Consider the following 24542-nt stretch of genomic DNA (forward strand, 5'->3'; position numbering starts at 1 on the left):
GCCGCTTTCGTCGTTCTGCAAGGTTGTCATCGAGATGCGCGTTCTGATCGCTGAACAGGATCATGCCCTTTACGCTCGCCTGCTGGGCGAGCTGGCACCGGACCTGGAGGTCCTGACCAGTGGCGATTCCGCCGAATTGTCGCGCCACGCCCCCGAATGCCCGATCTGGCTGGGTGAGCCTCACCTGGTCGCCAGCCTGCTGCGCCAGGGCCACAAGCCGGCCTGGATGCAGTCCACCTGGGCGGGTATCACGCCACTGCTGGCCGACGGCCTGCCGCGTGACTATCGCCTGACCCGCGCGGTGGGCATCTTCGGCCAGGTCATGGCCGAGTACATGCTGACCTACATGCTGGCCCACGAGCGCGATGTACTGGCGCGGCTGGTCAGCCAGGTCGAGCGGCGCTGGGATGGCCGGCCGGGCAACAGCCTGGAAGGGCGCAAGGTGCTGATCGTCGGCACCGGCGACATCGGCCAGCGGGTCGCCGAGTTCCTGCTGCCGTTTGGCGTGACGCTGTATGGCGTAGCCAGCAGCCCGCGCGAGCAGGCGCCGTTCGTCGAAGTGGCGGGGCTGGATGCGTTGCCGCGGCTGGTCGGCCAGGTCGATTACGTACTCAACCTGCTGCCGGATACCCCGGCCACCCATGACCTGTACGATGCCGCGCTGTTTCAGTGCTTCAAGCCGACCGCGCTGTTCATCAACGCCGGGCGTGGTGTGGCGGTGGTCGATGCCGACCTGGTCGAGGCACTCAAGAGCGGGCACCTGGCTGGTGCCGTGATCGATGTCTGCCGCCAGGAGCCGTTGCCCCAGCGCCATCCGTTCTGGACCGCCTGGGGGTTGCTGCTGACCGGGCACAGTTCGGCGCCGACCTCGCCGGTGGCGATGGTGCGCTTGTTCGTCGAGAACGTGCGGGCGTATGCGGCGGGGCAGGGGCTGCGCGGGGAAGTGGATTTCTCGCGGGGGTATTGAGGTGCTTCTGCTGGCCCTATCGCGGGTTTTTCCCGCGATAGGGCCAACCGGGTCTTAGAGGCTGAAATCCCCCTCAGCCGCCAACTCGCTCAGCGGCCGGCGCGGACTCGGCACTTCACGTGCCTGCAACGCCTCGATCAGGCTGGCCTTGTCGCCCAGCTTGCCGATCGCCACCATCGCATGCAGCACATAACCTTCGGGGACCTTCAGCTCCTTGCGCGCCAGTTCCTGGTCGAACCCGGCCATGCCGTGAGTGTGCCAGCCGCTGATGCTCGCCTGCAGCGCCAGGTGGCCCCAGGCCGAACCGGTATCGAAGGTGTGCCACAGGGCAGGTGTCTCTTCGCTGGCGCCCGGGGCAGTGAAGGTGGTCTTGGAAAGGATCAGCACCAGCGCCGAGGCCTGCTGTGCCCAGCTGCGGTTGAACGGCACCAGGAATTCCAGGAAGCGCTCCCAGTTCGGCGTGTCGCGGCGGGCATAGAGGAAGCGCCAGGGTTGCGAGTTGTAGGCCGACGGCGCCCAGCGCGCAGCTTCGAGGAAACTCAGCAGGGTCTCTTCGCTGATGGGTTCAGCGGTGAACGCACGAGGTGACCAGCGGTTGATGAACTGCTCGTTGATGGCATAGTCGGCGATGCGGGGATTGACGCTCATGCGGGCTCCTGCGAAAGGACGAGGGAAAGCCTGAACGCTACTGCGTCCGCTCGGCACTGACAAGCGGTATGGCATTGCGTCGGGACAGGCTCTAGACTGGCGCCGCCGCGCGCCGCGGCCTTCAAAGTGATTGCAGGAAAACGTGTGATGATCGCCGACCCCGCGCCCTTCTGGCGGCGCAAGACCCTCGACCAGCTCGACCCGCAGGAGTGGGAGTCGCTTTGCGACGGCTGCGGGCTATGCTGCCTGCAGAAGCTCGAAGACGAGGATGACAACAGCATCTATTACACGCGTATCGCCTGCAAACTGCTGGACATGAACACCTGCCAGTGCAGCGACTACCCCAACCGCTTCGAGCAGGTGCCCGACTGCATCCAGCTCACGCCGGGCAAGGCCGACCAGTTCAAATGGCTGCCGACCACCTGTGGCTATCGACTGGTCAGCGAGGGCAAGGATCTGCCGGCCTGGCACCACTTGGTCTGTGGCGACCGCGAGCAGGTCCATGAGCAGCGCATTTCCCAGTCCGGGCGGATGCTCAGCGAGAACGACGTCGACGAAGACGACTGGGAAGACCACCTGATCTTTCGCGCCGGCTGATCCGCCTGGCCCGCGCCTCTGGGGAACAAGGAGTTTCTGTATGCGTCGCCCGTTGTTGTTGCTACTGGCCCTGTCGGCCAGCTTCCCGGCCTGGGCGAAGAAGGTCGATCTGGATTACCAGGTGCGCTTGCTGCCCCAGACGGGCCAGGCCGAAGTGCGCCTGACCCTGGCCGAGGGCACGCCGGTGCGCAGCCTGGACTTCGACCTGGGCAGGCAGGGTACCTACAGCGATTTCAAGGCGGACGGCCAATGGCAGGTGCAGCAGGACCGTGGCGTCTGGCACCCCGGAGCAGGCAAGAGCAGCCTCAGCTACCGCGTGCAGCTCGATGTGAAGCCCCATGGCAGCGCCCATGAGGCACGCATCACACCGCATTGGGCGTTGTTTCGCGGCGATCAGCTCGTGCCCCCAGCCCGTCTCGATCAGCAGGATGGCACCGAGTTGGTGACACGCCTGGCCTTCGAGCTGCCGTCGGGCTGGCAGAGTGTCGAGACGGCCTGGCCGCGCATCGGCAAGCAGAAATTCCGTATCGACAACGTCTCGCGCCTGTTCGACCGCCCCACTGGCTGGATACTCGCCGGCAACCTTGGCAGCCGCCGCGCACGCCTGGGTGATACCGAGGTGACGGTCGCCGCGCCGCAGGGGCAGGGCATGCGGCGCATGGATACCCTCACCCTGATGACCTTCGTCTGGCCGCAGTTGCAGGCGGTGTTCCCGCGCAATCCGCCCAAGCTGCTGGTGGTCGGTGCCCGCGACGACATGTGGCGCGGTGCGCGTGCCTCGCGCAACTCGCTGTACCTGCACAGCACCGGCCCGCTGATCGGCGAGAGCGGCAGCAGCCCGCTGCTGCGTGAGCTGGTGCAACTGTTCGCGCAGATCGACGACCGTGATCGCAGTGACTGGCTGGGCGAGAGCCTGACCGACTACTACGCCACCGAACTGCTGCGCCGCGCCGGCGGCCTGAGCGATGACCGCTACCAGGCGTTGCAGGCGCGATTGCAGAAGGACGGCGCCAAGGTCAAGACCCTTCGCACCGAGCAGGCCGACGCAATGCAGGTGGCCAGGGGCGTGCTGTTGCTGCAGGCGCTGGATCGCGAGATTCGCCTGCACAGCCACGACAAGCGCTCGCTGGACGACGTCACTCGCGCGCTGATGCGCATGGCCAGTGTCAGCACGGAGGAATTCATCCAGATCAGCGAGAGCGTTCTGGGGCGCGAGTCCGAGGTGCTGGAGAGCAAGTTGTTGCGTTGAGCGGGTGTCGGCTTCTTCGCGGGCAAGCCCGCTCCCACACCACCCTCAAGGCGGTGGAGGTCCTGAAGGAGCGGGCTTGCCCGCGAAGAGGCCACCGCCGATTCAAACCCCAGCCAACGGATCCTTACCCGTCACCGTCACCGTGCGGGTCGCCGCCTCGGCGCTGGCCTTGAGTGCCTTCAACTCCGCCGCTCCCCGTTCGATATCGGCATGCAACCGGTGGTACTCCGCACGATGCTTGTGGAACCAGGCCTTGGTCGCGCAATGGCCCTTGATGCCCCGGGCCAGCGCCATGCCGCCCACCGCTACCTGCAACAAGCCGATCAGCCCGCCGTGGCGCATCCCTTTGCTGATCATCAGGGCACCGCCCGCCAGTGAGCTGACGCGCTCCCAGCCCTGGACGTTGTGGTCATGCCTGTCTGACGCCGAATGGATATCGAGCATGGGTAGGTCTCCTTGTGGGTTGGTACATCAGCTGACCTTGGAGGCTGCCCCGGCGTTCAGTGCAATTACCCTGATCCCCGTTACTTGAACTTGGGCCCGGAGCGAGTATTCAAGCCCTTGGCCAGCCGGTCATACAGCACCACATTGACCGTCGCGGCCAGGTTCATGCAGCCCTGGGTGGGGATGTAGATGGTTTCTTCGCACCAGGCGCGTACGCTTTCGTCGAGGCTGCCGTCCTCCGGGCCGAAGATGTAGATCGCCCGATCCGGATGGGTGTATTCGGGCAGCGGCCGTGCGCCGTCGACCAGCTCCACTGCCACTGGCGTGCAGCCCAGCGGGATGATGCGCTGCAGGTCGTCGATGCCGATCAGCGGGATGTCGTAGTGCACCCGCTTGGTGTCGGTGACGAAGTCGCGGGCGCGCTCGTAGCGTTTGCCGGTGTAGAACACCGAGTTGACGCCATAGCAGCCTGCCGCTCGCATCACCGAGCCGACGTTTTCAGCAGATTTTGGGTTGAACAGGCCGATGCAGCTGTACCGTTTGTTCGCCACGAGTCGGGGCCCTTCGCAAAAAAAGAGCGCGATTATACGGGCTCGCCGACGCCGTGGGCGGATGAATCGACGGTCAGTCCTTCTTCATCAGGGCAGCCAGGCCGGCGAAGGGGTTGTGCGTGGCGACATTGGTTTTCGGCGTGCTCAGCGAGCCCTCGCCGAAATACTGCTGGTCGGTATAGCGCGAATGCTCGTTGTCGTGGCAGTACAGGCACAGCAACTCCCAGTTGGAGCCATCCTGGGGGTTGTTGTCGTGGTTGTGGTCGCGGTGGTGCACGGTCAGTTCCGACAGGCGCTTGCCGGAGAACTCACGGGCGCAGCGCCCGCAGACGTGCGGGTACATCTTCAGTGCCTTGTCGCGGTAGCCCATTTCCTTGTCGCGCTTGGCGTCGGCGAGGATGCGGTCGAGGCGGGCGGTGGCGGCGGAGTTGGAGGCCGAGCTCATGGTGTTACCTTTTTCGTTATCAGGGCAATGACGGTTATGGCGTTGAGTCTAGCGCGCCTGCGGGCCTGGCGGACAGGCAAAAGCGCGCAATTGGGCGTAGCCTTTAGGCAGGTTCCGGACGGGAGGTTAACGATGTTGCCTGTGATCCTTGCCACGCTGATGTTGCTTGCTGCCCCAGCGGCCGAAGCTGCCGGGCAGCCATCGGGGAGCATCACCCCGGTGCCCGGCGCGCCGGGTACGGCCACGCCCACGCCCTACCCGCAGATCACCCCGAGCACGCCGCCCAAGGCGGGCAGCAGTCAGCCTGGCGCGCCATTGCTGCCGCCGATGCCGCTGCCCGGGCCGCCAAAGGACCAGCCATTGCCGGGATTGTCCCAGGACCCGCCGAAAAAGAACGACTAGACCTGTTGCGAAAGGCGCTGGCCATCTTGCATCCGCAAGCGCTTCGACAACGCCACGGCCAGGGCACGGATGATCCGCGCGGCGATGCGTGGGGCGTCGTTGAGCATCTTGTCCAGCGAGTCCTTGCCCAGCGTCAGCAACTGGCAGTCACTGGCCGCCACGCAACTGGCCGAGCGACGTTCGCCGTCGAGCACGGCCATTTCGCCGAAGGCTCGGCCCTTGCGCAAGATCGCGATCTCGACTTGCTGGCCGTTGCCGTTGGTCTTGCGCACCGACACCGCGCCGCGGTGCAGGATGCACATGAAGGTGCCGGCGTCACCTTCGGCGAAGATGGTCTGGCCCTCGGTCATCGCCGCGATGGCGAAGTAACCGGCGACGGCCTGGAAGTCGCTGGGCTGCAGGCTGTCGAATAAGCCGCAGTCCATGAGCATGTCGCGGATTTCGGCGCTGAGGAGGCTTGGGTCGGGCATGTGTTGTTCTTCGTGTCGTCCGGTATTTGAGAGCTTCCACAGACCCTGCGGGAGAGGCCGCAGGGTGTGCGAGAACTCTATGACAACAAGAAATGCGATTTACACCACGCCCAACTCATTGAAGACGAACGCATATTCCAGGGCCACGTCTTTCAGCCCCTGATAGCGTCCGCTCATGCCGCCGTGGCCGGCGCCCATTTCGGTCTTGAGCAGCAGCAGGTTGTCGTCGGTCTTGCGGGTGCGCAGGCGCGCCACCCACTTGGCCGCCTCCCAGTACTGCACGCGGCTGTCGTTGTAGCCAGCCACCACCAGCATGGCCGGGTAGGCCTGGGCCTTGACGTTCTCGTAGGGGGCATAGGCCTTGATGCGTGCGTACACCTCAGGCTCTTCGGGGTTGCCCCACTCGTCGTACTCGGTGACGGTCAGCGGCAGCTCGGGGTCGAGCATGGTGTTGAGCACATCGACGAAAGGCACCTCGGCGATGGCGCAGCGGAACAGCTCCGGACGCTGGTTGAGCACCGCGCCCATCAGCAGGCCGCCGGCGCTGCCGCCGCTGATGGCCAGTTGCTCGGTGCGGGTGACGCCCTGGGCGATCAGGTGTTCGGCACAGGCGATGAAGTCGTCGAAGCTGTTCTGCTTGTGCTCCTGCTTGCCAGCGCGGTACCAGGCTTCACCCAGCTCGCCGCCGCCACGCACATGGGCGATGGCAAAGGCCACGCCGCGTTCGAGCAGGCTCAGGCGGGCGTGGGAGAACCAGGGGTCGAGGCTCTCGCCATAGGCGCCGTAGCCGTAGAGGTACAGCGGCACTTCGCGGTCCAGGTCCTGGCGGCGGCGCACCAGGCTGATCGGCACCTGGGTGCCGTCCTTGGCGGTCGCCCATAGGCGTTGGCTGACATAGTCGTCGGCATCGAAGCGACCGAGTACCGGGGTCTGCTTGAGCACCTGCTGCTCACCACTGGCCAGCTCCAGCTGGCGAACCTGGGCCGGGCGGTTGAGCGCTTCGTAGCGCAGGCGGATGCGCGTGCTGGAAAACTCCAGGCTGTCCTGCACGTAGAGGCTGTAGGCGGCGTCGGGCAGTTCGACGCGATAGGCCGGCAGGCCCTGGGGGCGGACTTCGATGATCGGCAGGCCGCCTTCACGCAGGCTCAGCGACAGCGCCGAAGCGTTCAGGCTCAAGCCTTCGAGCATGATGTCGTCACGGTGCGGCACCAGTACCTGCCATTGTGCGCGGCTGGGCACCTGGTCGGCCGAGGCGTGGAACAGGGCGAAGTTGATGCCGTCCTGGTTGCTGCGGATGAACCAGCGCCACTGGCCATCGAGCTGGCCGTGGTCGGGGAAGTACTCGTGGCCCTCTACCCGCGGCGCCAGGCAGGTGAAGTCGGCCTGTGGCGTGGCGGCATCGAGTACCCAGGCTTCGCTGGTGGTCTTGCTGTTGAGCAGCAGCACCAGTTGGCGTTCGGAACTTGCGCGGTAGCAGTGCAGGAAGAAGCGCCCATCGGGCTCTTCGAACACGGTGCTGGCGTCGCTTTCGCCCAGGGTGTGGCGGCGCAGGCGCCACGGGCGGTGGGTGTCGTCCAGTTCGGCGAAGAACAGCGTGCGGCTGTCGTTGGCCCAGGTCAGGCTGCCGTCGCAGTCGTCGAAGGGCAGGGTGGTGACGCTGCCGCTTTCCAGGTCCTTGATGTAAAGGGTGTAGACCTCGTCGCCGCTGGTGTCGAGGCTGTAGGCCAGCAGGCGATGGTCGGGGCTGACATTGAACGCGCCCAGGGCGAGGAAGCCGCCGTTGGCCAGGGCGTTGGGGTCGAGCAGCAGTTGCTCGGCGCTTTCGTCGACGCGGTTGCTGTCGTCGGCCGGGCGCGGGCAGCGGTAGTGGCGCGGGTATTCGTCGCCTGCCGTGGTGCGGGTGTAGTAGAGGTAGGGGCCCCATGGGGAGGGGAGCGACAGGTCGGTTTCGAGGATGCGGCCCTTGATTTCTTCGAACAGCTGTTCGCGCAGCTCGGCCTGGTCGGCGAGGCAGGCTTGCTGGTAGGCGTTTTCCTGCTCCAGGTAGGCCAGCACTTCGGGGGTGTCGCGTTCCTGCAGCCAGGCGTAGGGATCGGCGGCTTGGGCGGGGCGGGCGATGGGGGGCTTGGGTCTGGTATGCATGGGATGTCCGTGGTTTGGTGGCGTCTGTGCCGGCCTCTTCGCGAGCATTGCCGGTCTGCGGGAGCGGGCTTGTCCGCGAAGAGGCCGCTCAGGCTTCATAGAGGGAAGAGGCGCCTGTGCCCGTAAAAGTGTTTATCATAGGCATCTCTTTGCCTGCCTTGCACGGACACCATGATCGAACAAGACTACACACTGGCCTGGGGCCTCTACGCTGTCGCCGCCCTGGGCTGCCTGCTGGTGGCCTTCAAGTTCACCGGCTGGATGTGGCGCTGGCTGCGCGAGCCGCTGCGGGTGATCGTTGCCGTGCTGCTGTTCACTCCCACCATTGTCGACCCGGTCAAGGACAGCTTTGCCCCGGCCATTGCCATCACCGCCCTGGACCTGGCGTTCAAGGTGGGCAACAACGCCTGGCGCGCAGCCTCGGACCTGGCGATGTACGGCATGATCGCCTTTGGCCTTTACCTGCTGTTCGTGCTGGTGCGCTGGCCACTGGAAAAACGCGCTGGCGAGCGCCGCGAGAAGGTCGAGGCCGCCGCCAAGCGCCAGGCGGCCGAAGACGATGCGGTGATGGCCGATGCGCCCGTCGCCGATCGTCGCGATCGCTACCGTGAAGAGCCACCTGCTGCCCCGGTGCGTCGCCCGGGCAATGGTGGCGGCCGCGTCGAGCCACGGATCTAGGACGGAGCCCTCGCCAATGTGTGAATTGCTGGGCATGAGTGCCAACGTCCCCACCGATATCGTCTTCAGCTTCACAGGCCTGATGCAGCGCGGCGGGCGTACCGGGCCGCACCGCGATGGCTGGGGCATTGCCTTCTACGAAGGGCGTGGCCTGCGCCTGTTCCAGGACCCGGCCGCGAGCAGCGAGTCGGAGGTGGCCAACCTGGTGCAGCGTTACCCGATCAAGAGCGAAGTGGTTATTGGCCATATCCGCCAGGCCAACGTCGGCAAGGTCTGCCTGTCCAACACCCACCCCTTCGTGCGTGAGCTGTGGGGGCGCAACTGGTGCTTCGCGCACAACGGCCAGCTCGCCGATTTCAGTGGCGAGAAGACGTTCTACCGCCCGGTCGGCGACACTGACAGCGAAGCCGCCTTCTGCGACCTGCTCAACCGCGTTCGTGCGGCATTCCCCGAGCCCGTCGAGGTCGAGGCGCTGCTGCCGGTGCTGGTCGAGGCCTGCGCAGGCTACCGCGCGAAGGGCGTGTTCAACTGCCTGCTCAGCGACGGCGACTGGCTGTTCTGCTTCTGTTCGACCAAGCTGGTACACATCACCCGACGCGCGCCTTTTGGTGCCGCGCGGTTGAAGGATGTCGACCTGATCGTGGATTTTCAATCGGAAACCACGCCCAATGACGTGGTCACGGTGATCGCCACCGAGGCCCTGACCGAAAACGAGACCTGGCAGCGTTACGAGCCGGGTCAATGGGCCCTGTGGCGGCACGGCGAGTGCGTCGCCAAAGGCTAAGGACAGAGCATGTTCAGAAGTTACCTGCGTTTGCTGCTGTTCACCTTCGGCCTGCTGGCCGGTGTCCAGGTGCCCGGCCTGGTCAAGGACTACAGCCAGCGGGTCGAGGCGCACATGCTCGAGTCGCGCGAAGCGCTGGCGGGCTTCCAGGAAACCGCCGAGCGCTTCTTCAAGGGCGATCTGCAGGCGTTGGTGCGCCATTACCGTACCAGCGACGACCCGGTGTTCAACAGTGACGCCAACAGCATCGAAAGCCTGATGATTCGCAACCAGTTGCTGGAAAACGAATGGCAGGCGCTGCAAGGCAGTTGGGCCAGCCGCAGCTGGCATGTGCTGGTGCAGGCCGATCCGCAGCTGCGCGAAGAGACGCTCAAGGGCTATAGCTACCAGATCCTGCTGGTGCCCGAGGCGATCGGCTGGGGGATTGCCAGCGGCTTCCTGCTGGCGTTCCTGGTCGAGAGCCTGTTGCTGGGGATCGGTTGGGTGATCCTGGGCGGGCGGCGTCGGGCGGTGAAGGAAAGCTGGCGCTAGGCTGCCGGTATTTCGTTGCCGGGGCGGGCCTCATCGCGGGACGAGTCGCAGCGATGAGGCCGAAACTGACACATCCCTGGCTCAGACCAGCACGATCCGCTGCACCCCCACATCCTGCGCATAGCGCTCCAGCACCTGCCGGCACAACCCTACCACCTCGTCCACCAGTTCCACCCCGGTCTGCCACGACACCACCAGCTCCAGGCTAGGCGGTGGCTGCAGCCCGGTCAGCAGCACCAGTTCGCCGCGTGCCAGCTCTGCGGCGACCAGCGCCGGGGGCAGGGCGCCGATGCCGAAGCCGTCGCGCAGCAACCGGGTGATGGCCGACACCGAGTTCACGCAGTTCAGCCGCGGCGTCTCGCTCCCCGCGCTCTGCAGCAGGCTGAACACCTCCTGGTGCGGCCGTGAGTTGCGCGAAAAGGTGATGATCCGCTCGCGCGCCAGTTCGGCCAGCGATGCATAGTCGCGATGGTGCGGTGAGCCGGTGGCGACGATCCAGCCCATCGGGTAGCGCGCAAGGTCCAGGCTGCGGATGCTTTCCTGGCGCAGCAGGTCGGTCTGCAGGATCACGTCGAGAAAACCCTTCTGCAACTGGTCGCGCAGGTTCAGCGAGGTGTCGGCGACCAACTCGATTTCCACCTGCGGGTAGCGCTCGGTCAACTCGGCCACCAAGGCGCTCATCCAGGTGTGGATCACCGTGTCCATGACCCCCAGGCGGATCCGACCGACCACGGCCCGTTCGCCGCCCAGCGACTGTTTCATCGCCTTGGCGGTGTCGAGCATGTGCTCGGCGTACTCCAGCACCTTGCTGCCTTCCGGTGTCAGGCTGACGCCGCGCGAGTCGCGCAGCAGCAGCTTCACGCCCAGGTCGGCCTCCAGCGCGGCGATGCGGCTGGACACCGAGGCCTGGGTGGTGAACAGCTTCTCGGCCGTAAGGCGAAAGCTCTTGAGCCGGGCGACCCAGACGAAGGTTTCGAGAAATCGCAGGTTCATCGTGTGCTCGCAGGGCAGGGCGATCAGGTTTTCTTGTTCCAGACCGACGGTTTTTCTCGTTGGACGCAGGTTGCGCGGGCTTTGAACAATAGCGTCCAGGCCGCGACCACGCAGTCGTTCCTCAAACAATACCAACAAGCCGAGGCATCCATGAACCCCACCGGCGTACAGCAGCAGGCACCCGCCCGATCTTCGGGCGGGCCCTTTGCCTGGTACCGTGACATCGACTCCCAGCAACGACGCACCTTCTGGAGCTGCAAGATCGGCTATGGCCTGGACGGCATGGACACGCAGATGCTCAGCTTCGTCATCCCCACCCTGATCATGATCTGGGGCATCAGCACTGCCGAAGCCGGCCTGATCCACACCAGCACCCTGATCGCCTCGGCCATCGGCGGCTGGGTCGCCGGTATCCTCTCCGACCGCATTGGCCGCGTACGTACCCTGCAACTGACCGTGCTGTGGTTCGCCTTCTTCACCTTCCTCTGCGGCTTCGCCCAGAGCTACGAGCAGTTACTGATCGCCCGCACCCTGATGGGCTTTGGCTTCGGTGGCGAGTGGACCGCCGGTGCAGTGCTGATCGGCGAGGTGATCCGTGCCCAGGACCGCGGCAAGGCAGTGGGCATGGTGCAATCGGGCTGGGCCATCGGCTGGGGCCTGACCGCGATCCTCTACGCCTTGTTGTTCTCCTGGCTGCCGGCCGAACAGGCCTGGCGTGCGCTGTTCCTGCTCGGGTTGTTGCCGGCGATCTTCGTGATCTTCGTGCGCCGCATGGTCAAGGACCCGGAGGTCTACCGCGAAGCCAAGAGCGCGGAAAAGCCTGAAGCGCCTTCGCACTTCTACGAAATCTTCGCCTCCGGCATGCTCTGGACCACGATCCGCGCTTCGCTGCTGACCACCGGCGCCCTGGGTGGCTACTACGCCATCACCTCGTGGCTGCCGACCTTCCTCAAGAACGAGCGTGGCCTGAGCGTGCTGGGCACTGGTGGCTACCTGGCCATGGTCATCGTCGGCTCCTACATCGGCTATGTGATCAGCGCCTACCTCAGTGACCTGCTGGGGCGTCGCAAGAATTTCATCCTGTTCGCGGTGGGTTCGTTCGTCATTGTCCTGCTGTACACGCAGATGCCGGTCAGTGACGGCGTTATGTTGTGGCTGGGCTTCCCGCTGGGCTTCTTCGCCTCGGGCATCTTCAGCGGCATGGGGGCTTTCCTCACCGAACTGTTCCCCACGCGCATCCGCGGCTCGGGGCAGGGCTTCTGCTACAACGTCGGCAAGGTGCTGGCGGCGATGTTCCCGCTGCTGATCGGCCTGCTCGGCGAGAAGATCCCGTTGGGCCTGGGCATCGGCGCATTCGCTGCGGTGTCCTATGGCATCGTGATCGTCGCCGCCCTGAGCCTGCCAGAAACCCGCGGCAAAGAACTGAAGGCGCGTTAAGGTAGACCTATGAACAGTACAACAGGAGTTCGACAGGTGAACCGCCTGCTTCTCAATTGCGACATGGGCGAGAGTTTCGGCAACTGGCGCATGGGCCTGGACGCCGAGGTCATGCCCTTCGTGGACTGCGCCAACATCGCCTGTGGCTACCATGCCGGCGACCCCGGCACCATGCGCCGCACCGTGGCCTTGGCGCTGCAGCATGGCGTGACCATCGGTGCGCACCCGGCCTACCCGGACCTGGTCGGCTTCGGCCGCCGCTCGATGGCCTGCAGCGACGACGAGATTCGCGACCTGCTGCACTACCAAATCGGCGCCCTGGACGGCATCTGCAAGGTGCTCGGTGGCCGCGTGGCCTACGTCAAGCCGCACGGCGCGCTGTACAACGACATGATGGCCGACCCGCAGAAGCTGCGCGCGGTGCTGGAGGCTGTGGCCGCTTATGACGCAGACCTGCCGCTGATGCTGATGGCCACCGCCGACGACAGCGCTGCACAGGCCCTGGGCGACGAGATCGGGGTGCCGCTGTGGTTCGAAGCGTTCGCTGACCGCGCCTACACCGCCAGCGGCCACCTGGTGTCGCGTCGCCTGCCCGGTGCCGTGCACCATGACCCGGCCCTGGTGGTCGAACAGGCCGTGCGCCTGGCCCGTGGCGAGGCATTGGTGGCCAATGATGGCAGCGCGCTGCGGCTCAATGCTGCCACCTTGTGTGTGCATGGCGACAACGAAAGCTCGGTGGCTGCGGTGCGGCAGATCCGCCAGGCCCTCGACGCGTTGCAGGCATGAGGATGTCGCGATGAAGCCACGTATCGAAGTGGTGGCGATCGACAGCCTGATGGTGCGGCTGTTCGACACCATCGATGAGGGCAACATGCCGTGGATCCTCGCCGCCAGCCAGCGCCTGCGAGCAGCGTTCGGTGAGCACCTGATCGACCTGGTGCCGTCCTACACCACGCTGATGCTGCAGTCGGACCTGGCGCCAGCTGAAGCGCGCACGCGAATTGGCCAGGCGCTGGAAGGCTTGCAGCCGGATACAGGCCACAGTGGTCGGCGTCACGAGATTCCGGTGTGGTACCACGCCAGCGTCGGCCCGGAGCTGGCGCTGCTGGCCGCACGCAGTGGCCTGAGCGAAGACGAGGTGATCCGCCTGCACTGCGCGCGTGACTACCCGGTGTTCGCCCTGGGCTTCGCACCGGGGTTCGGTTTCATGGGGCTGGTGGACGAGCGCCTGGCCACGCCGCGCCTGAGCACACCGCGCAAGCGTGTCGCAGCCGGTAGCGTGGGCATCGCCGAGCGGCAGACGGCGGCTTACCCTGCGGTGTCGCCGGGGGGCTGGAACCTGATCGGGCGCACGCCGGTGCGTCTGTTCGACCGCGAGCGTGATGGCTACAGCCTGCTGCAGCCAGGGGATCGGGTACGTTTCGTGGCGGTGTCGCACACCGAATTCATGGCATTGGGCGGCGATGACCGTCCGTTGGAGGCGCTGGCATGAGGCAGTTGAGGATCGAAGCCAGCAACGCGCTGTGCCAGCTACAGGACGCCGGGCGCCTGGGTGTGCGGCATCTGGGTGTGACCCAGGGCGGGGCGCTGGACTGGGTGGCGATGAACTGGGCCAACTGGCTGCTGGGCAATGCCTTGGACGCGCCAGTGGTGGAGGTGGCGCTGGGTGGTTTGAGCCTGCTCGCCGAGCAGGACTGTGTGCTGGCCCTGACCGGCGCCGATCTGGACGCCAGGATCGACGACCAGCCGCTGGCGCCCTGGCGCAGCTTCGCCCTGCACAAGGGCCAACGGCTGACGCTGCGGCAGCCGCGTCAGGGGGTACGTGCCTACTTGGCGGCACCGGGCGGTTTTGCCGGCGAAGCCGTGCTGGGCAGTTGTTCGACGGTGGCGCGTGAAGCGCTCGGTGGCATCGAGGGGCGCGGCGAGGCGCTGGCCAAGGGGCAGGCTCTGCGCTTTGCCGAGGGCGCCCCGGCCTTGCGTGAAGTGCCCGAAGCCTTGCGTCCGCTGTATCCGGCCAAGCCGGTACTGGACCTGGTGATGGGCGCGCAGATCGGCGACTTCAGCGGCACCAGCCTGTTCGAGGCCTTCAACAGCGACTGGACGCTGGACAGCCGTGCCGACCGCATGGGCAGCCGCCTGTTGGGGCCGCAACTGGTCTACCAGGGCGCGCCGATGATTTCCGAAGGTATTCCGCTGGGCGCCGTGCAGGTGCCGCCGGATGGGCAGCCGATCGTGCTGCTCAATGATCGCCAGACCATTGGCGGCTATCCGCGGCTGGGGGCGTTGACGCCGCTGGCGCTGGCGCAGTTGGCCCAGTGCATGCCGGGGGCGGTGGTGCGGTTTCGGGCGGTGGTGCAGGAGACGGCCTGGCGGGAGCAGCAGGGGTATCTGCAGCGCTGGGCGTGAGCTTTCGGGCGCTATCGCGGGGCAAGCCCACAGATAACCCACTGTTCGCAGGGACGGTAGGGTATCTGTGGGAGAAACTGTCTTGTTCAAAATCTAAAAGCCAGCCCAATCCCTGTGGGAGCGGGCTTGTGCCGCGATAGGCTCGGTACAGACGCCGCGTACCTATTTGGACAAGTACCTCATCGCTTCCTCCAACCCCTGCAAGGTCAGCGGGAACATCCTGTCCTCGACCAGCTCACGCACCAGCTGGGTGGAGGCGGTGTAGTTCCAGGTCTGTTTCGGGTAAGGATTGATCCAGACGATCTTCCTGAATTTCTCCATGAAGCGCTGCATCCACACATACCCGGCCTCTTCGTTCCAGTGCTCGACGCTGCCGCCCGGCTGGGTGATCTCGTAGGGCGCCATCGCCGCATCGCCGACGAACACCACCTTGTAGTCATCACCGTACTTGTGCAGCAGGTCGAAGGTGGAAAAACGCTCGGAGGTGCGGCGCAGGTTGTTCTTCCACACCGATTCGTAGACGAAGTTGTGGAAGTAGTAGTACTCCAGATGCTTGAACTCGGTCTTGCAGGCCGAGAACAGCTCTTCGCACACTTTCACGTGGGCATCCATCGAGCCGCCGATATCGAACAGCAACAGCAGCTTGACCGTGTTGCGCCGTTCCGGACGCATCTGGATGTTCAACAGCCCGGCATCGCGGGCGGTGTGGTCGATGGTGCCGTCGATGTCGAGCTCCTCGGCGGCGCCCTCGCGTGCGAACTTGCGCAGGCGACGCAGGGCCAGCTTGATGTTGCGCGTGCCCAGCTCGACCTGGTCGTCGAGGTTCTTGTACTCGCGCTGGTCCCAGACCTTGACCGCCTTGCCCTGGCGCTTGCCGGCCTCGCCGACGCGGATGCCCTCGGGGTTGAAACCGCCCGAGCCGAACGGGCTGGTGCCGCCGGTGCCGATCCACTTGTTGCCGCCGGCGTGGCGTTCCTTCTGCTCCTCGAGACGCTTCTTGAATTCCTCGATCAGCTTGTCGAGCCCGCCGAGCGACTGGATCTGCGCGCGCTCTTCATCGCTGAGCGAGCGTTCGAACTCCTTGCGCAACCATTCTTCGGGGATCAGCGCTTCCAGGTGGCGGTCGAGGTTTTCCAGGCCCTTGAAATAAGCCGAGAAGGCGCGGTCGAACTTGTCGAAATGGCGCTCATCCTTCACCAGGATTGCCCGCGCCAAATAGTAGAACTCGTCCATGTCGGCGAATACCACACGCTGCTGCAGGGCGTTGAGCAGGTCGAGCAGTTCGCGCACCGACACCGGCACCTTGGCCGCGCGCATTTCATTGAACAGGTTGAGCAGCATGGCCAGCCCCTCAGCGGTTGCCGCGACGGCTCATGAAGGCCAGGCGCTCCAGCAGTTGTACGTCCTGCTCGTTCTTGACCAGGGCACCGGCCAGCGGCGGGATGGCCTTGGTCGGATCGCGCTCGCGCAGCACCGCCTCACCGATGTTGTCGGCCATCAGCAGCTTGAGCCAGTCGACCAGCTCGGAGGTGGAGGGCTTCTTCTTCAGGCCCGGCACCTTGCGCACGTCGAAGAATACGTCCAGCGCCTCGCTGACCAGCGACTGCTTGATGTTCGGGTAGTGCACATCGACGATGCGCTGCAGGGTTTCGCGGTCGGGGAAGGCGATGTAGTGGAAGAAGCAGCGGCGCAGGAAGGCGTCGGGTAGCTCTTTTTCATTGTTGGAGGTGATGATGATGATCGGGCGCTGTTTCGCCTTGATGGTCTCGTCGATTTCGTAGACGTAGAACTCCATCTTGTCGAGTTCCTGCAGCAGGTCGTTGGGGAACTCGATGTCGGCCTTGTCGATCTCGTCGATCAGCAGGATCACGCGCTCATCGGCCTCGAAGGCTTCCCACAGCTTGCCTTTCTTCAGGTAGTTGCGCACATCGTGGACCTTGTCCACGCCCAGTTGCGAGTCGCGCAGGCGGCTCACCGCATCGTACTCGTAGAGGCCCTGGTGGGCCTTGGTGGTGGATTTGATGTGCCAGGTGATCAGGCGTGCCCCGAAAGATTCGGCCAGTTGCTCGGCCAGCATGGTCTTGCCGGTGCCCGGCTCGCCCTTGACCAGCAGCGGGCGTTCGAGGGTGATGGCCGCGTTGACCGCCAGCTTCAGGTCGTCGGTGGCGACGTAGTTGCGGGTGCCTTCGAATTTCATGGAGCCGATCCTCTGCGGGGTGTCGGTGCTGGCTTTTTCGCGGGCAAGCTGGCTCCTACAGGGGAGAGTACCTTGTGGGAGCGGGCTTGCCCGCGAAAAGGCCGACACCGAGAACTCATGTCTATGATGTGTCCCCGACTATAACGCGGCCCCAGGCGGCTGCAAACGCAGACCGGGTATTCAGTCCCTGAATGGCCCGTCACCCCGGTTTCAGTCAGCCTTGGGTGGCGGCTGCTCGTAGCGGGCGTTGAATGCCTGGACGAAACCATTGCGCAATATCTGCAGGAACGCCTCGAATGCGCTGATGTTCTGTTGATGCACGCTGCCACTGAGCTCGACGCGGGTGGCGAACTGATTCTTCGGCTGGTTCTTCAGCACCGTTTCACTGGCACCGACCACCGCCTCCCAGATCGAGCGGAAGAAGCCTTTGTCCTTGTCTTCGACATCCTGCTGCCAGTCGAAGACATCGACATCGCGCAGCAACGGCTTGATATAGCCGTTGAGCCTACCGTTCTCGGCCTGGGCCTCGATCACCAGGTCGCCGTGCCCGGCATTGAAATCGAACTTGCCATAGGCGCTGGCGAAGTCATTGAGTCGACGCAGTTCCAGGCCCTCGGCGCGCAGGCGGAACTCGAAGTCGTCGAAGTCGCTGAACGGATCGAAGGTGGCGCGGCTTTCGACCTTGGCATCTCCGGCGATCAGGGCGGTGGCCTCGAAGCTGGCGTCACGCCGACCCTTTTCGTCGCGCACGTTGGTCAGGTTGCGGATGCTGGCCTGAAGCTGGATGGCCTTGAGGTCCACAGGCGGCTTGGAGTTGAAGTTGCGAAAGGTCAGGGTGCCGTTTTCGATGCGCACTTCGTTGAGCGTAATCGGCAGCAGTTTCTCCAGTTGCTGGCGCCAGTCGGTGCCCTGGCCGGTCTGCGAGTTCTGTTTGCTGCCGCCATCGACGAAGTTGAGCTCGGGCCGCACGAACGCCACCTCGGCGACCACGGCCTGGTCGTACCACAGCGCATGCCAACTGACCGACAGGTCGATCAGCGGCGCATCGAGCAGCGGCACGGGCACCTTGCCGGTGGTCTTGACGATCTTCAGCCCGTTGATCTGGTAGGCACCGCGCCACCAGGCGAGATCGACGTCGGCGACCTGGCCGCGGTAGTCGCCCATGTCGGCGAGCTTGTCGTTCAGGTAGTCGCGCACCAGGTAGGGCAGGGCCAGATGCAGGGCCACCAGCAGCACGATCAGGCCGGCCAGGCCGATCAGCGGCCAGCGATAACGGGCTTTCATCGCAAGCTCTCCAGGGCAGGTTGTGCGGTTGACCGCCAGGCGCCGGGCTTGGTTCGAACGGGCTTTACGGGCTGCCGGGGCAGGCTTACCCTTGAAGCTTTCCCGCCTGTTTCCAACGATTCAAGGACCCCTGCCATGAGCCGTATCTACGCCGACAACGCCCACTCCATCGGCAACACGCCGCTGGTGCAGATCAACCGCATCGCCCCGCGCGGGGTGACCATTCTGGCCAAGATCGAAGGGCGCAATCCGGGCTATTCGGTGAAGTGCCGGATCGGCGCGAACATGGTCTGGGACGCCGAAGGTAGCGGCAAGCTCAAACCGGGCATGACCATTGTCGAGCCCACCTCGGGCAACACCGGCATCGGCCTTGCCTTCGTTGCTGCGGCGCGCGGCTACAAGCTGATTCTGACCATGCCGGCCTCCATGAGCCTGGAGCGGCGCAAGGTGCTCAAGGCACTGGGCGCCGAGCTTGTGCTGACCGACCCTGCCAAGGGCATGAAAGGTGCGATCGAAAAAGCCAACGAGATCGTCGCCTCCGATCCCGCGCAGTACTTCCAGCCAGGGCAGTTCGAAAACCCCGCCAACCCGGCGATTCACGAGAAGACCACCGGCCCCGAGATCTGGAACGACACCGACGGCGCCGTTGATGTGCTGGTCGCAGGTGTCGGCACCGGCGGCACCATTACCGGCGTGTCGCGCTACATCAAGCACACCCAGGGCAAGCCGCTGCTGTCGGTGGCTGTGGAGCCGGTGGCTTCGCCGCTGATCAGCCAGACCCTGGCCGGCGAGGAACTCAAGCCCAGCCCGCACAAGATCCAGGGCATCGGCGCAGGTTTCGTGCCGAAGAACCTCGACCTGTCGGTCGTCGACCAGGTCGAGCAGGTCACCGATGAAGAGTCCAAGGCCATGGCCATCCGCCTGATGCAGGAGGAGGGGATCCTGTGTGGTATCTCCTGCGGTGCGGCGATGGCGGCGGCCGTGCGCCTGGCGGAAAAACCGGAGATGCAGGGCAAGACCATCGTGGTGATCCTGCCGGACTCGGGCGAGCGCTACCTGTCGAGCATGCTGTTCAGCGACATGTTCAGCGAGCAGGAAAACCAGCAGTGAAGCCCAGGGGCGTCTAGCGCCCCTGCCTCAACGCTGATCCTGGGCAATGCCGACGGTTTCGGTTTGCTGCACAATCCGTGACACTGTGATCCGGTCCGGGCTGTTTTTACCCGGCCCGGATGGGTTTATCATGTCCGGCTATCTGGGGATGGCCTGATTTCCCCGTCAAGGAGTGTTGCATGACCTTTTCCTTCGTCGCCAAGGCGGGTGTCCTGCTGGTGTTCTTCGGCAGTGTGCTGTTCGTGCACCTGCGCGGCAAGGCACGCCTGCCGGTACTGCGCCAGTTCGTCAACCATTCGGCGCTGTTCGCCCCCTACAACAGCCTGATGTACCTGTTCTCCGGCGTACCGTCCAAGCCTTACCTGGACCGCCAGCGGTTCCCGGAACTGGATGTGCTCAAGGATAACTGGCAGGAGATCCGCGAAGAGGCCATGCGCCTGTTCGACGAGGGGTATATCCGCGCAGCCGAAAAAGACAACGACGCCGGCTTCGGCTCGTTCTTCAAGAAGGGCTGGAAGCGGTTCTACCTCAAGTGGTACGACAAGCCGCTGCCGTCCGCCGAGGCCCTGTGCCCGCGTACCGTCGAACTGGTCAGCAGCATTCCCAACGTCAAAGGTGCAATGTTCGCCCTGTTGCCTGGCGGTAGCCACCTGAACCCGCATCGCGACCCGTTTGCCGGCTCCCTGCGCTATCACCTGGGGCTGTCGACCCCCAACTCCGATGACTGCCGCATCTACGTCGATGGCCAGGTCTATGCCTGGCGTGACGGCGAAGACGTGATGTTCGATGAAACCTATGTGCACTGGGTGAAGAACGAAACCGACGTGACGCGGGTAATCCTGTTCTGTGACGTCGAGCGTCCGCTCAACAGCCCGCTGATGACCCGCATCAACCGCAAGGTCAGCGCGTTCCTTGGCCGCGCCACCGCGCCGCAGAACACTGATGACGAGCGGGTGGGCGGGATCAACCAGGCCTATGCCTGGAGCAAGCGCTTCAGCAACCGCATCAGCACCCATGTGAAGCAGTTCAAGCGCTCCAACCCCAAGGCCTACCGCATCCTGCGGCCGGTGCTGGCGGTGGTGGTGGCCTACCTGCTGTATCGCTGGTTGTTCTGATTCGTTGACCTCTTCGCGGGCTTGCCCGCGAAGAGGTCTGTCCGATCAATCCAGGGTGTTGCCCTGTCCCGCATTCACCGATATATTCCGAAACATCCATCTTCCCCGAAGACCTGTTCATGCCAGCCATCCCTTCCACCTCCGCCTACGTTCTCGCGCCTGTCGCGGGCGTTGTCGTGCGTGGCAGCCAGCAGCCGGCCATGATCAGTCACTACCCACCACCTGTCAGTGGCGTCGTCGGCGGCGTATCCCCGCCCCGCTGCGTGGTCGTGCTGGGCTGATCGGCGTTCTCGCCGGCCCACGCGCACTCGCAACCTACTGAACACGGTCGGCCTCTTTGCTCGCTGAAGCGCGCCCACCGTTTGGCTTTTGCCCAATACTCAGGTGGCACTACATGTCTGTCCTTTCCAAAGCATCCGTGGCCTCGGCGGCCACTACCAGCCTGTTCGTCCTGCTGTGGAGCAGCGGGGCGATCGTCTCCAAGCTCGGCCTGGCCCAGGCCAGCCCCTTCGCCTTCCTGCTGCTGCGCTCGGCCCTGGCCCTGGCAGGGCTGTTGCTGATCGGCCCCTGGCTGGGGTTGCGCTGGCCGCGCAGTCGCGGCGGTATCCTGCGTGCCCTGGGCACCGGTTGCGTGCTGCTCGGTGCGTACCAGATCTTTTACCTGCTGGCGCTCAACACCCACGTCACCCCCGGTGTCATGGCCACGGTCATGGGGGTGCAACCAATCCTCACGGTAGTGTCGATGGAGCGTCAGCGCTCATGGAGCCGTCTGTTCGGCCTGGGCCTGGGGCTTGGCGGCCTGGTGATGGTGGTCTACCAAGGCATCAACCTGGGTGGGGTTTCCCTTGCCGGGATGCTGTTTGCCCTGCTGGCACTGACCAGCATGACGTTCGGCTCGATCCTGCAGAAGCGCATCACCGACAATCCGATGGGGACCTTGCCGCTGCAATACCTCGCAGGGTTTGCCCTGTGTGCGGTGTTTGCGCCGTTTCAGCCGCTGCACGTCGAATGGAGCGCCAGCTTCGTCGGCGCCCTGCTGTGGATGGGATTGGTGGTGTCGTTGCTGGCGACGCTGCTGCTCTATCGGTTGATCGCCCGAGGCAACCTGGTCAATGTCACCAGCCTGTTCTACCTGGTGCCAGCAGTGACTGCCGTGATGGATTTCCTTATCTTCGGTAACCGCCTGGCGCCGCTGAGCCTGCTGGGGATGGGGCTGATCGTGGTGGGGTTGCTGTTCGTGTTCCGCAAGCCTGGGGTGAAGATGGCCGAGGCCTGATACCGCCTGCGGCGGTACGGTTTCAGGCACGCGCCGGCCGCAGCACCAACCACAGTGCTGCGGCAATCAGGACCCCGCCATACAGGTGCGCCAACGACAGGGGCTCATCCAGCAACCAGGCTCCCCACAGCACCCCGAACACCGGAATCAGGAAGGTCACGGTACTGGCCTTGACCGGCCCGATTTCGTTGAGCAGGCGGAAGTACAGGATGTAGGCGAAGGCCGTGCACACCAGCCCCAGGCCCAGCAACGACAGCCACACCGACCAGCCACCCCAGCTGGCGGGTGGCTGGGTCAGGGCGCTCCAGGCAAACAGCGGGCTGAGCAGCAAGGTCGCTCCCAGCATGCTGCCCAGGGCCGACAGGCGGCTGTCCAGGCCGCCGATCCAGCGCCGGGCGAGAAAACCGGCGAAGCCATAGCAGGTGGTCGCCGCAAGGCAGGCCAGGGCGCTTTGCACCAGTGCCATGTCCAGCGCCACCGGGCCTGCGCCGCTGAGGATGCCGACGCCGAACAGGCCCAGGAAGATCCCGCACAGTTTGGGCAGGGTCATGCTTTCGCGGAAGAACAACGCGCCGATCAGCACGCCCATCAGCGGTGTGGTGGCGTTGAAGATTGCCGAATAGCCCGCGGGCAATACCTGCGCGGCGACCGAATAGAAGGTCGCCGGAATGCCCGAGTTGATCATGCCCAGCACCAGGCAGGCACCGAGCTTGCCCTGGAAGTCCCAGCGCACCCTGGCTGCGGCGAGGATGCCGATCAGGCCGAGGCAGGCGATGGAGACGCGAAAGAAAGCGGTCGGCACCGTACCCAGTTCAGGGGCGATGATGCGCATGAACAGGAAGCTCGCGCCCCAGACGGCGGCAAGGGTCAGCAGGCGGGCGAGGGCGATGGGGCTCACGGGTATCTCCGGGTTCTGGGCAGGGGCGCGAGTGTACGTCAGCTGTCGGGGGTGTTTCTTGTGCTTTCTTGCTTTGGCAATTGTGTCGGCCCACGAAAAGGCCGACACCCGACTAAGCTCTTTTCATTCCGCACCCAACGAGCCCCTCAGCATGCCCCAGCCCTGGCCCGCTGCAGCCATCGCCCGGATGATCCTCGATGGCTTCGACAATTACCGCGAACACTTTCGCCGCATCACCCTGGGCGCCCGCGAACGCTTCGAACAGGCGCAATGGCAGGCGATCCAGCAGGCCGCTGCTGCGCGGATCAACCTGTACGAAGAGAAGGTCGCCGAGGTCAACGGCTGGTTGCGCGAGGGTTTCGACGCCTCGCTGCTGCTGGACGTGGAACAGTGGCCGCTGGTCAAGAGCGCCTATATCCGCCTGATCGACCCGCGCCTGGACGATGAGCTGGCCGAGACCTGGTACAACTCCCTGTTCTGCAGCCTGTTCAGCCACGACCTGATCAGCGACGGCTGCATGTTCATCCACACCACCCGTCCGGCCATGCGCGGCCGCGAGCGCGCTGCACAGACCCGCACCTATCACCTGCGCGATGGCCTGGGCAGCCTGTTGCGGGCGATCCTTGCCGACCATGCTTTCGAAGTGCCCTACGGCGAGCTGGACGCCGATCTAATGCGCCTTGAGGAGCAACTGCGCGAATGCCTGCCCGACTGGGTATGCAAGGACCCGGCGCTGGCCGTGGAGCTGTTTTCCTCGGTGCTGTACCGCAACAAGGGCGCCTATCTGGTCGGGCGCCTGTACACCCGTGACGAGCAATGGCCGCTGGTGATCCCGCTGCTGCACCGCGAGGGCCATGGCGTCGAGGCCGATGCCCTGATCACCGACGAGGCCGAGGTGTCGATCATCTTCTCGTTCACCCGCTCGTACTTCATGGTCGATGTGCCGGTGCCGGCGGAGTTCGTCAACTTTCTCAAGCGCATCCTGCCGGGCAAGCACGTTGCCGAGTTGTATACCTCTATCGGCTTCTACAAGCATGGCAAGTCGGAGTTCTACCGCGCGTTGATCAATCATCTGGCCAGTACCGATGACCGTTTCGTCATGGCGCCTGGCGTGCGTGGCATGGTGATGAGTGTGTTCACCCTGCCGGGCTTCAATACCGTGTTCAAGATCATCAAGGACCGCTTTTCACCCTCGAAGACCGTCGACCGGGCCACCGTGATCGAAAAATACCGGCTGGTGAAAAGTGTCGATCGCGTGGGGCGTATGGCCGACACCCAGGAGTTCGCCGATTTTCGCTTCCCGGTGGCCAAGTTCGAAGCCGATTGCCTGGCCGAGCTGTTGGAGGTCGCGCCTTCGACGGTGGTGGTGGAGGGTGACAGCGTGCTGATCCGCCACTGCTGGACCGAACGGCGCATGACGCCGTTGAACCTGTACCTGGAGCAGGCGAGCGAGGCCCAGGTGCTCGAAGCGCTGGAGGACTACGGGCTGGCGATCAAGCAACTGGCGGCGGCGAACATCTTTCCCGGCGACATGCTGCTGAAGAACTTCGGGGTTACCCGGCATGGGCGGGTGGTGTTCTACGACTATGACGAGATCAGCTATCTCACCGAGGTGAATTTTCGCCATATCCCGCCGCCGCGCTACCCGGAAGATGAGATGTCTGGCGAGCCCTGGTATTCGATCGGGCCGCACGATGTGTTTCCCGAGGAGTTCCCACCCTTCCTGTTCGCCGATATCGGCCAGCGCCGCTTGTTCAGCCGGCTGCATGGGGAGCTGTATGACGCCGATTACTGGCAGGGATTGCAGGGGGCGATACGGGCGGGGAAGGTGATCGATGTATTCCCCTATCGGCGCAGGGGCAGGTGAGGGTGTCAGTTGAGTCGGTGGTGGCCTTTTCGCGGGCAAGCCCGCTCCTAC

General features: G+C 64.7%; 27 protein-coding genes. 16 read left to right on the forward strand and 11 right to left on the reverse strand.

Features of this window, described 5'->3' with window-relative positions; genetic code table 11:
• The first annotated feature begins 34 nt into the window (after positions 1-34).
• A complete protein-coding gene (locus HU729_RS09770; RefSeq protein ID WP_186666917.1) occupies positions 35-967 on the forward strand; it encodes a D-2-hydroxyacid dehydrogenase in 933 nt (310 codons plus the stop codon).
• 54 nt (positions 968-1021) lie between these two features.
• On the opposite strand, the gene HU729_RS09775 is transcribed toward HU729_RS09770, so the two are convergent.
• Positions 1022-1615 (reverse strand): nitroreductase family protein, encoded by a 594-nt coding sequence (locus HU729_RS09775; protein WP_186666916.1) that lies wholly within the window; start codon positions 1613-1615, stop codon positions 1022-1024.
• A gap of 147 nt (positions 1616-1762) precedes the next feature.
• On the opposite strand from HU729_RS09775, the gene HU729_RS09780 reads away from it, so the two are divergent.
• Both HU729_RS09780 and HU729_RS09785 read left to right on the forward strand, forming a co-directional pair.
• Complete coding sequence (locus tag HU729_RS09780) at positions 1763-2212, forward strand: YcgN family cysteine cluster protein (RefSeq protein ID WP_063543654.1); 450 nt, start codon at positions 1763-1765, stop codon at positions 2210-2212.
• A gap of 40 nt (positions 2213-2252) precedes the next feature.
• Positions 2253-3461, forward strand: coding sequence for a hypothetical protein (locus HU729_RS09785; protein WP_186709778.1), 1209 nt, complete (start codon positions 2253-2255; stop codon positions 3459-3461).
• A gap of 102 nt (positions 3462-3563) precedes the next feature.
• Here the strand turns inward: HU729_RS09785 and HU729_RS09790 are convergent, their stop codons facing one another.
• The 3 genes from HU729_RS09790 to HU729_RS09800 all read right to left on the reverse strand — a co-directional run bounded on the left by HU729_RS09790 (position 3564) and on the right by HU729_RS09800 (position 4901).
• Positions 3564-3905 (reverse strand): DUF2892 domain-containing protein, encoded by a 342-nt coding sequence (locus HU729_RS09790; RefSeq protein WP_063543658.1) that lies wholly within the window; start codon positions 3903-3905, stop codon positions 3564-3566.
• 80 nt (positions 3906-3985) lie between these two features.
• Positions 3986-4456 carry an RNA methyltransferase gene (locus HU729_RS09795; RefSeq protein ID WP_054895033.1) on the reverse strand — a complete coding sequence of 157 codons (471 nt, stop codon included), beginning with the start codon at positions 4454-4456 and terminating at the stop codon, positions 3986-3988.
• A gap of 73 nt (positions 4457-4529) precedes the next feature.
• Complete coding sequence (locus HU729_RS09800; protein ID WP_054895032.1) at positions 4530-4901, reverse strand: YajD family HNH nuclease; 372 nt, start codon at positions 4899-4901, stop codon at positions 4530-4532.
• A gap of 132 nt (positions 4902-5033) precedes the next feature.
• Here HU729_RS09800 and HU729_RS09805 point away from each other — a divergent pair, with 132 nt between their 5' ends.
• On the forward strand, positions 5034-5303 hold the full coding sequence (locus HU729_RS09805; protein WP_186666914.1) for a hypothetical protein: 270 nt from the start codon (positions 5034-5036) through the stop codon (positions 5301-5303).
• Here HU729_RS09805 and HU729_RS09810 read toward each other — a convergent pair.
• Positions 5300-5773 (reverse strand): cyclic nucleotide-binding domain-containing protein, encoded by a 474-nt coding sequence (locus HU729_RS09810; RefSeq protein WP_186666913.1) that lies wholly within the window; start codon positions 5771-5773, stop codon positions 5300-5302. The two genes, HU729_RS09805 and HU729_RS09810, sit on opposite strands and share 4 nt — an antisense overlap.
• A 99-nt stretch (positions 5774-5872) precedes the next feature.
• The gene (locus tag HU729_RS09815) at positions 5873-7915 is read right to left on the reverse strand and encodes a S9 family peptidase (RefSeq protein WP_186709779.1); all 2043 of its coding nucleotides are present in this window, start codon (positions 7913-7915) and stop codon (positions 5873-5875) included.
• Positions 7916-8086: 171 nt separating this feature from the next.
• On the opposite strand from HU729_RS09815, the gene HU729_RS09820 reads away from it, so the two are divergent.
• From HU729_RS09820 to HU729_RS09830, 3 genes are read left to right on the forward strand one after another with little or no spacing between them, the layout of a single operon-like run.
• Positions 8087-8593, forward strand: coding sequence for an MFS transporter (locus HU729_RS09820; RefSeq protein ID WP_186709780.1), 507 nt, complete (start codon positions 8087-8089; stop codon positions 8591-8593).
• A gap of 16 nt (positions 8594-8609) precedes the next feature.
• Entirely contained in the window at positions 8610-9377 is a 768-nt protein-coding gene (locus HU729_RS09825) for a class II glutamine amidotransferase (RefSeq protein ID WP_054895027.1), read from the forward strand.
• A 9-nt stretch (positions 9378-9386) separates the two neighbouring features.
• Positions 9387-9908, forward strand: coding sequence for a DUF2937 family protein (locus tag HU729_RS09830; RefSeq protein WP_186666910.1), 522 nt, complete (start codon positions 9387-9389; stop codon positions 9906-9908).
• An 81-nt stretch (positions 9909-9989) separates the two neighbouring features.
• Here the strand turns inward: HU729_RS09830 and HU729_RS09835 are convergent, their stop codons facing one another.
• The gene (locus tag HU729_RS09835; RefSeq protein ID WP_186709789.1) at positions 9990-10901 is read right to left on the reverse strand and encodes a LysR family transcriptional regulator; all 912 of its coding nucleotides are present in this window, start codon (positions 10899-10901) and stop codon (positions 9990-9992) included.
• Between the two features lie 150 nt (positions 10902-11051).
• Here HU729_RS09835 and HU729_RS09840 point away from each other — a divergent pair, with 150 nt between their 5' ends.
• The 4 genes from HU729_RS09840 to HU729_RS09855 are packed head-to-tail and all read left to right on the forward strand — an operon-like array spanning position 11052 to position 14744.
• Complete coding sequence (locus tag HU729_RS09840; RefSeq protein ID WP_186666909.1) at positions 11052-12338, forward strand: MFS transporter; 1287 nt, start codon at positions 11052-11054, stop codon at positions 12336-12338.
• A gap of 9 nt (positions 12339-12347) precedes the next feature.
• The gene (locus HU729_RS09845) at positions 12348-13124 is read left to right on the forward strand and encodes a 5-oxoprolinase subunit PxpA (RefSeq protein WP_186709781.1); all 777 of its coding nucleotides are present in this window, start codon (positions 12348-12350) and stop codon (positions 13122-13124) included.
• Between the two features lie 10 nt (positions 13125-13134).
• The gene (pxpB, locus tag HU729_RS09850) at positions 13135-13830 is read left to right on the forward strand and encodes a 5-oxoprolinase subunit PxpB (protein ID WP_186666907.1); all 696 of its coding nucleotides are present in this window, start codon (positions 13135-13137) and stop codon (positions 13828-13830) included.
• Positions 13827-14744: a biotin-dependent carboxyltransferase family protein gene (locus tag HU729_RS09855; RefSeq protein WP_186666906.1), complete on the forward strand. Its 918-nt coding sequence runs from the start codon at positions 13827-13829 to the stop codon at positions 14742-14744. Before pxpB ends, HU729_RS09855 begins: the two co-directional genes overlap by 4 nt.
• Before the next feature lie 162 nt (positions 14745-14906).
• On the opposite strand, the gene HU729_RS09860 is transcribed toward HU729_RS09855, so the two are convergent.
• The 3 genes from HU729_RS09860 to HU729_RS09870 all read right to left on the reverse strand — a co-directional run bounded on the left by HU729_RS09860 (position 14907) and on the right by HU729_RS09870 (position 18225).
• A complete protein-coding gene (locus HU729_RS09860) occupies positions 14907-16085 on the reverse strand; it encodes a VWA domain-containing protein (RefSeq protein WP_054895021.1) in 1179 nt (392 codons plus the stop codon).
• Between the two features lie 10 nt (positions 16086-16095).
• Complete coding sequence (locus HU729_RS09865; RefSeq protein WP_054895020.1) at positions 16096-16941, reverse strand: MoxR family ATPase; 846 nt, start codon at positions 16939-16941, stop codon at positions 16096-16098.
• Positions 16942-17151: 210 nt separating this feature from the next.
• Positions 17152-18225 carry a DUF748 domain-containing protein gene (locus HU729_RS09870; protein ID WP_186666904.1) on the reverse strand — a complete coding sequence of 358 codons (1074 nt, stop codon included), beginning with the start codon at positions 18223-18225 and terminating at the stop codon, positions 17152-17154.
• A 135-nt stretch (positions 18226-18360) separates the two neighbouring features.
• Between HU729_RS09870 and cysK the strand changes: the two genes are divergently transcribed.
• The 4 genes from cysK to HU729_RS09890 all read left to right on the forward strand — a co-directional run bounded on the left by cysK (position 18361) and on the right by HU729_RS09890 (position 21726).
• Positions 18361-19335: a cysteine synthase A gene (cysK, locus tag HU729_RS09875; protein ID WP_186709782.1), complete on the forward strand. Its 975-nt coding sequence runs from the start codon at positions 18361-18363 to the stop codon at positions 19333-19335.
• Between the two features lie 179 nt (positions 19336-19514).
• Complete coding sequence (locus HU729_RS09880) at positions 19515-20450, forward strand: aspartyl/asparaginyl beta-hydroxylase domain-containing protein (RefSeq protein ID WP_063543682.1); 936 nt, start codon at positions 19515-19517, stop codon at positions 20448-20450.
• Positions 20451-20569: 119 nt separating this feature from the next.
• Positions 20570-20731 carry a hypothetical protein gene (locus tag HU729_RS09885; protein ID WP_186666902.1) on the forward strand — a complete coding sequence of 54 codons (162 nt, stop codon included), beginning with the start codon at positions 20570-20572 and terminating at the stop codon, positions 20729-20731.
• Between the two features lie 113 nt (positions 20732-20844).
• Entirely contained in the window at positions 20845-21726 is an 882-nt protein-coding gene (locus HU729_RS09890) for a DMT family transporter (protein WP_186709783.1), read from the forward strand.
• Between the two features lie 22 nt (positions 21727-21748).
• On the opposite strand, the gene HU729_RS09895 is transcribed toward HU729_RS09890, so the two are convergent.
• Positions 21749-22624, reverse strand: a complete 876-nt coding sequence (locus HU729_RS09895) for an EamA family transporter (protein WP_186709785.1) — start codon at positions 22622-22624, stop codon at positions 21749-21751.
• A gap of 151 nt (positions 22625-22775) precedes the next feature.
• On the opposite strand from HU729_RS09895, the gene aceK reads away from it, so the two are divergent.
• A complete protein-coding gene (aceK, locus tag HU729_RS09900) occupies positions 22776-24491 on the forward strand; it encodes a bifunctional isocitrate dehydrogenase kinase/phosphatase (RefSeq protein ID WP_186709787.1) in 1716 nt (571 codons plus the stop codon).
• Positions 24492-24542: the final 51 nt, after the last annotated feature.

It is taken from the genome of Pseudomonas sp. RW10S2, from assembly GCF_014268985.1.
Classification (GTDB): Bacteria; Pseudomonadota; Gammaproteobacteria; order Pseudomonadales; family Pseudomonadaceae; genus Aquipseudomonas; species Aquipseudomonas wayambapalatensis.

Coding starts and splice junctions, on each gene's coding strand:
- HU729_RS09770 (WP_186666917.1), top strand. CDS start 35: ATGCGCGTTCTGATCGCTGAACAGGATCATGCCCTTTACGCTCGCCTG.
- HU729_RS09775 (WP_186666916.1), bottom strand. CDS start 1,615: ATGAGCGTCAATCCCCGCATCGCCGACTATGCCATCAACGAGCAGTTC.
- HU729_RS09780 (WP_063543654.1), top strand. CDS start 1,763: ATGATCGCCGACCCCGCGCCCTTCTGGCGGCGCAAGACCCTCGACCAG.
- HU729_RS09785 (WP_186709778.1), top strand. CDS start 2,253: ATGCGTCGCCCGTTGTTGTTGCTACTGGCCCTGTCGGCCAGCTTCCCG.
- HU729_RS09790 (WP_063543658.1), bottom strand. CDS start 3,905: ATGCTCGATATCCATTCGGCGTCAGACAGGCATGACCACAACGTCCAG.
- HU729_RS09800 (WP_054895032.1), bottom strand. CDS start 4,901: ATGAGCTCGGCCTCCAACTCCGCCGCCACCGCCCGCCTCGACCGCATC.
- HU729_RS09805 (WP_186666914.1), top strand. CDS start 5,034: ATGTTGCCTGTGATCCTTGCCACGCTGATGTTGCTTGCTGCCCCAGCG.
- HU729_RS09810 (WP_186666913.1), bottom strand. CDS start 5,773: ATGCCCGACCCAAGCCTCCTCAGCGCCGAAATCCGCGACATGCTCATG.
- HU729_RS09815 (WP_186709779.1), bottom strand. CDS start 7,915: ATGCATACCAGACCCAAGCCCCCCATCGCCCGCCCCGCCCAAGCCGCC.
- HU729_RS09820 (WP_186709780.1), top strand. CDS start 8,087: ATGATCGAACAAGACTACACACTGGCCTGGGGCCTCTACGCTGTCGCC.
- HU729_RS09825 (WP_054895027.1), top strand. CDS start 8,610: ATGTGTGAATTGCTGGGCATGAGTGCCAACGTCCCCACCGATATCGTC.
- HU729_RS09830 (WP_186666910.1), top strand. CDS start 9,387: ATGTTCAGAAGTTACCTGCGTTTGCTGCTGTTCACCTTCGGCCTGCTG.
- HU729_RS09835 (WP_186709789.1), bottom strand. CDS start 10,901: ATGAACCTGCGATTTCTCGAAACCTTCGTCTGGGTCGCCCGGCTCAAG.
- HU729_RS09840 (WP_186666909.1), top strand. CDS start 11,052: ATGAACCCCACCGGCGTACAGCAGCAGGCACCCGCCCGATCTTCGGGC.
- HU729_RS09845 (WP_186709781.1), top strand. CDS start 12,348: ATGAACAGTACAACAGGAGTTCGACAGGTGAACCGCCTGCTTCTCAAT.
- pxpB (WP_186666907.1), top strand. CDS start 13,135: ATGAAGCCACGTATCGAAGTGGTGGCGATCGACAGCCTGATGGTGCGG.
- HU729_RS09855 (WP_186666906.1), top strand. CDS start 13,827: ATGAGGCAGTTGAGGATCGAAGCCAGCAACGCGCTGTGCCAGCTACAG.
- HU729_RS09860 (WP_054895021.1), bottom strand. CDS start 16,085: ATGCTGCTCAACCTGTTCAATGAAATGCGCGCGGCCAAGGTGCCGGTG.
- HU729_RS09865 (WP_054895020.1), bottom strand. CDS start 16,941: ATGAAATTCGAAGGCACCCGCAACTACGTCGCCACCGACGACCTGAAG.
- HU729_RS09870 (WP_186666904.1), bottom strand. CDS start 18,225: ATGAAAGCCCGTTATCGCTGGCCGCTGATCGGCCTGGCCGGCCTGATC.
- cysK (WP_186709782.1), top strand. CDS start 18,361: ATGAGCCGTATCTACGCCGACAACGCCCACTCCATCGGCAACACGCCG.
- HU729_RS09880 (WP_063543682.1), top strand. CDS start 19,515: ATGACCTTTTCCTTCGTCGCCAAGGCGGGTGTCCTGCTGGTGTTCTTC.
- HU729_RS09885 (WP_186666902.1), top strand. CDS start 20,570: ATGCCAGCCATCCCTTCCACCTCCGCCTACGTTCTCGCGCCTGTCGCG.
- HU729_RS09890 (WP_186709783.1), top strand. CDS start 20,845: ATGTCTGTCCTTTCCAAAGCATCCGTGGCCTCGGCGGCCACTACCAGC.
- aceK (WP_186709787.1), top strand. CDS start 22,776: ATGCCCCAGCCCTGGCCCGCTGCAGCCATCGCCCGGATGATCCTCGAT.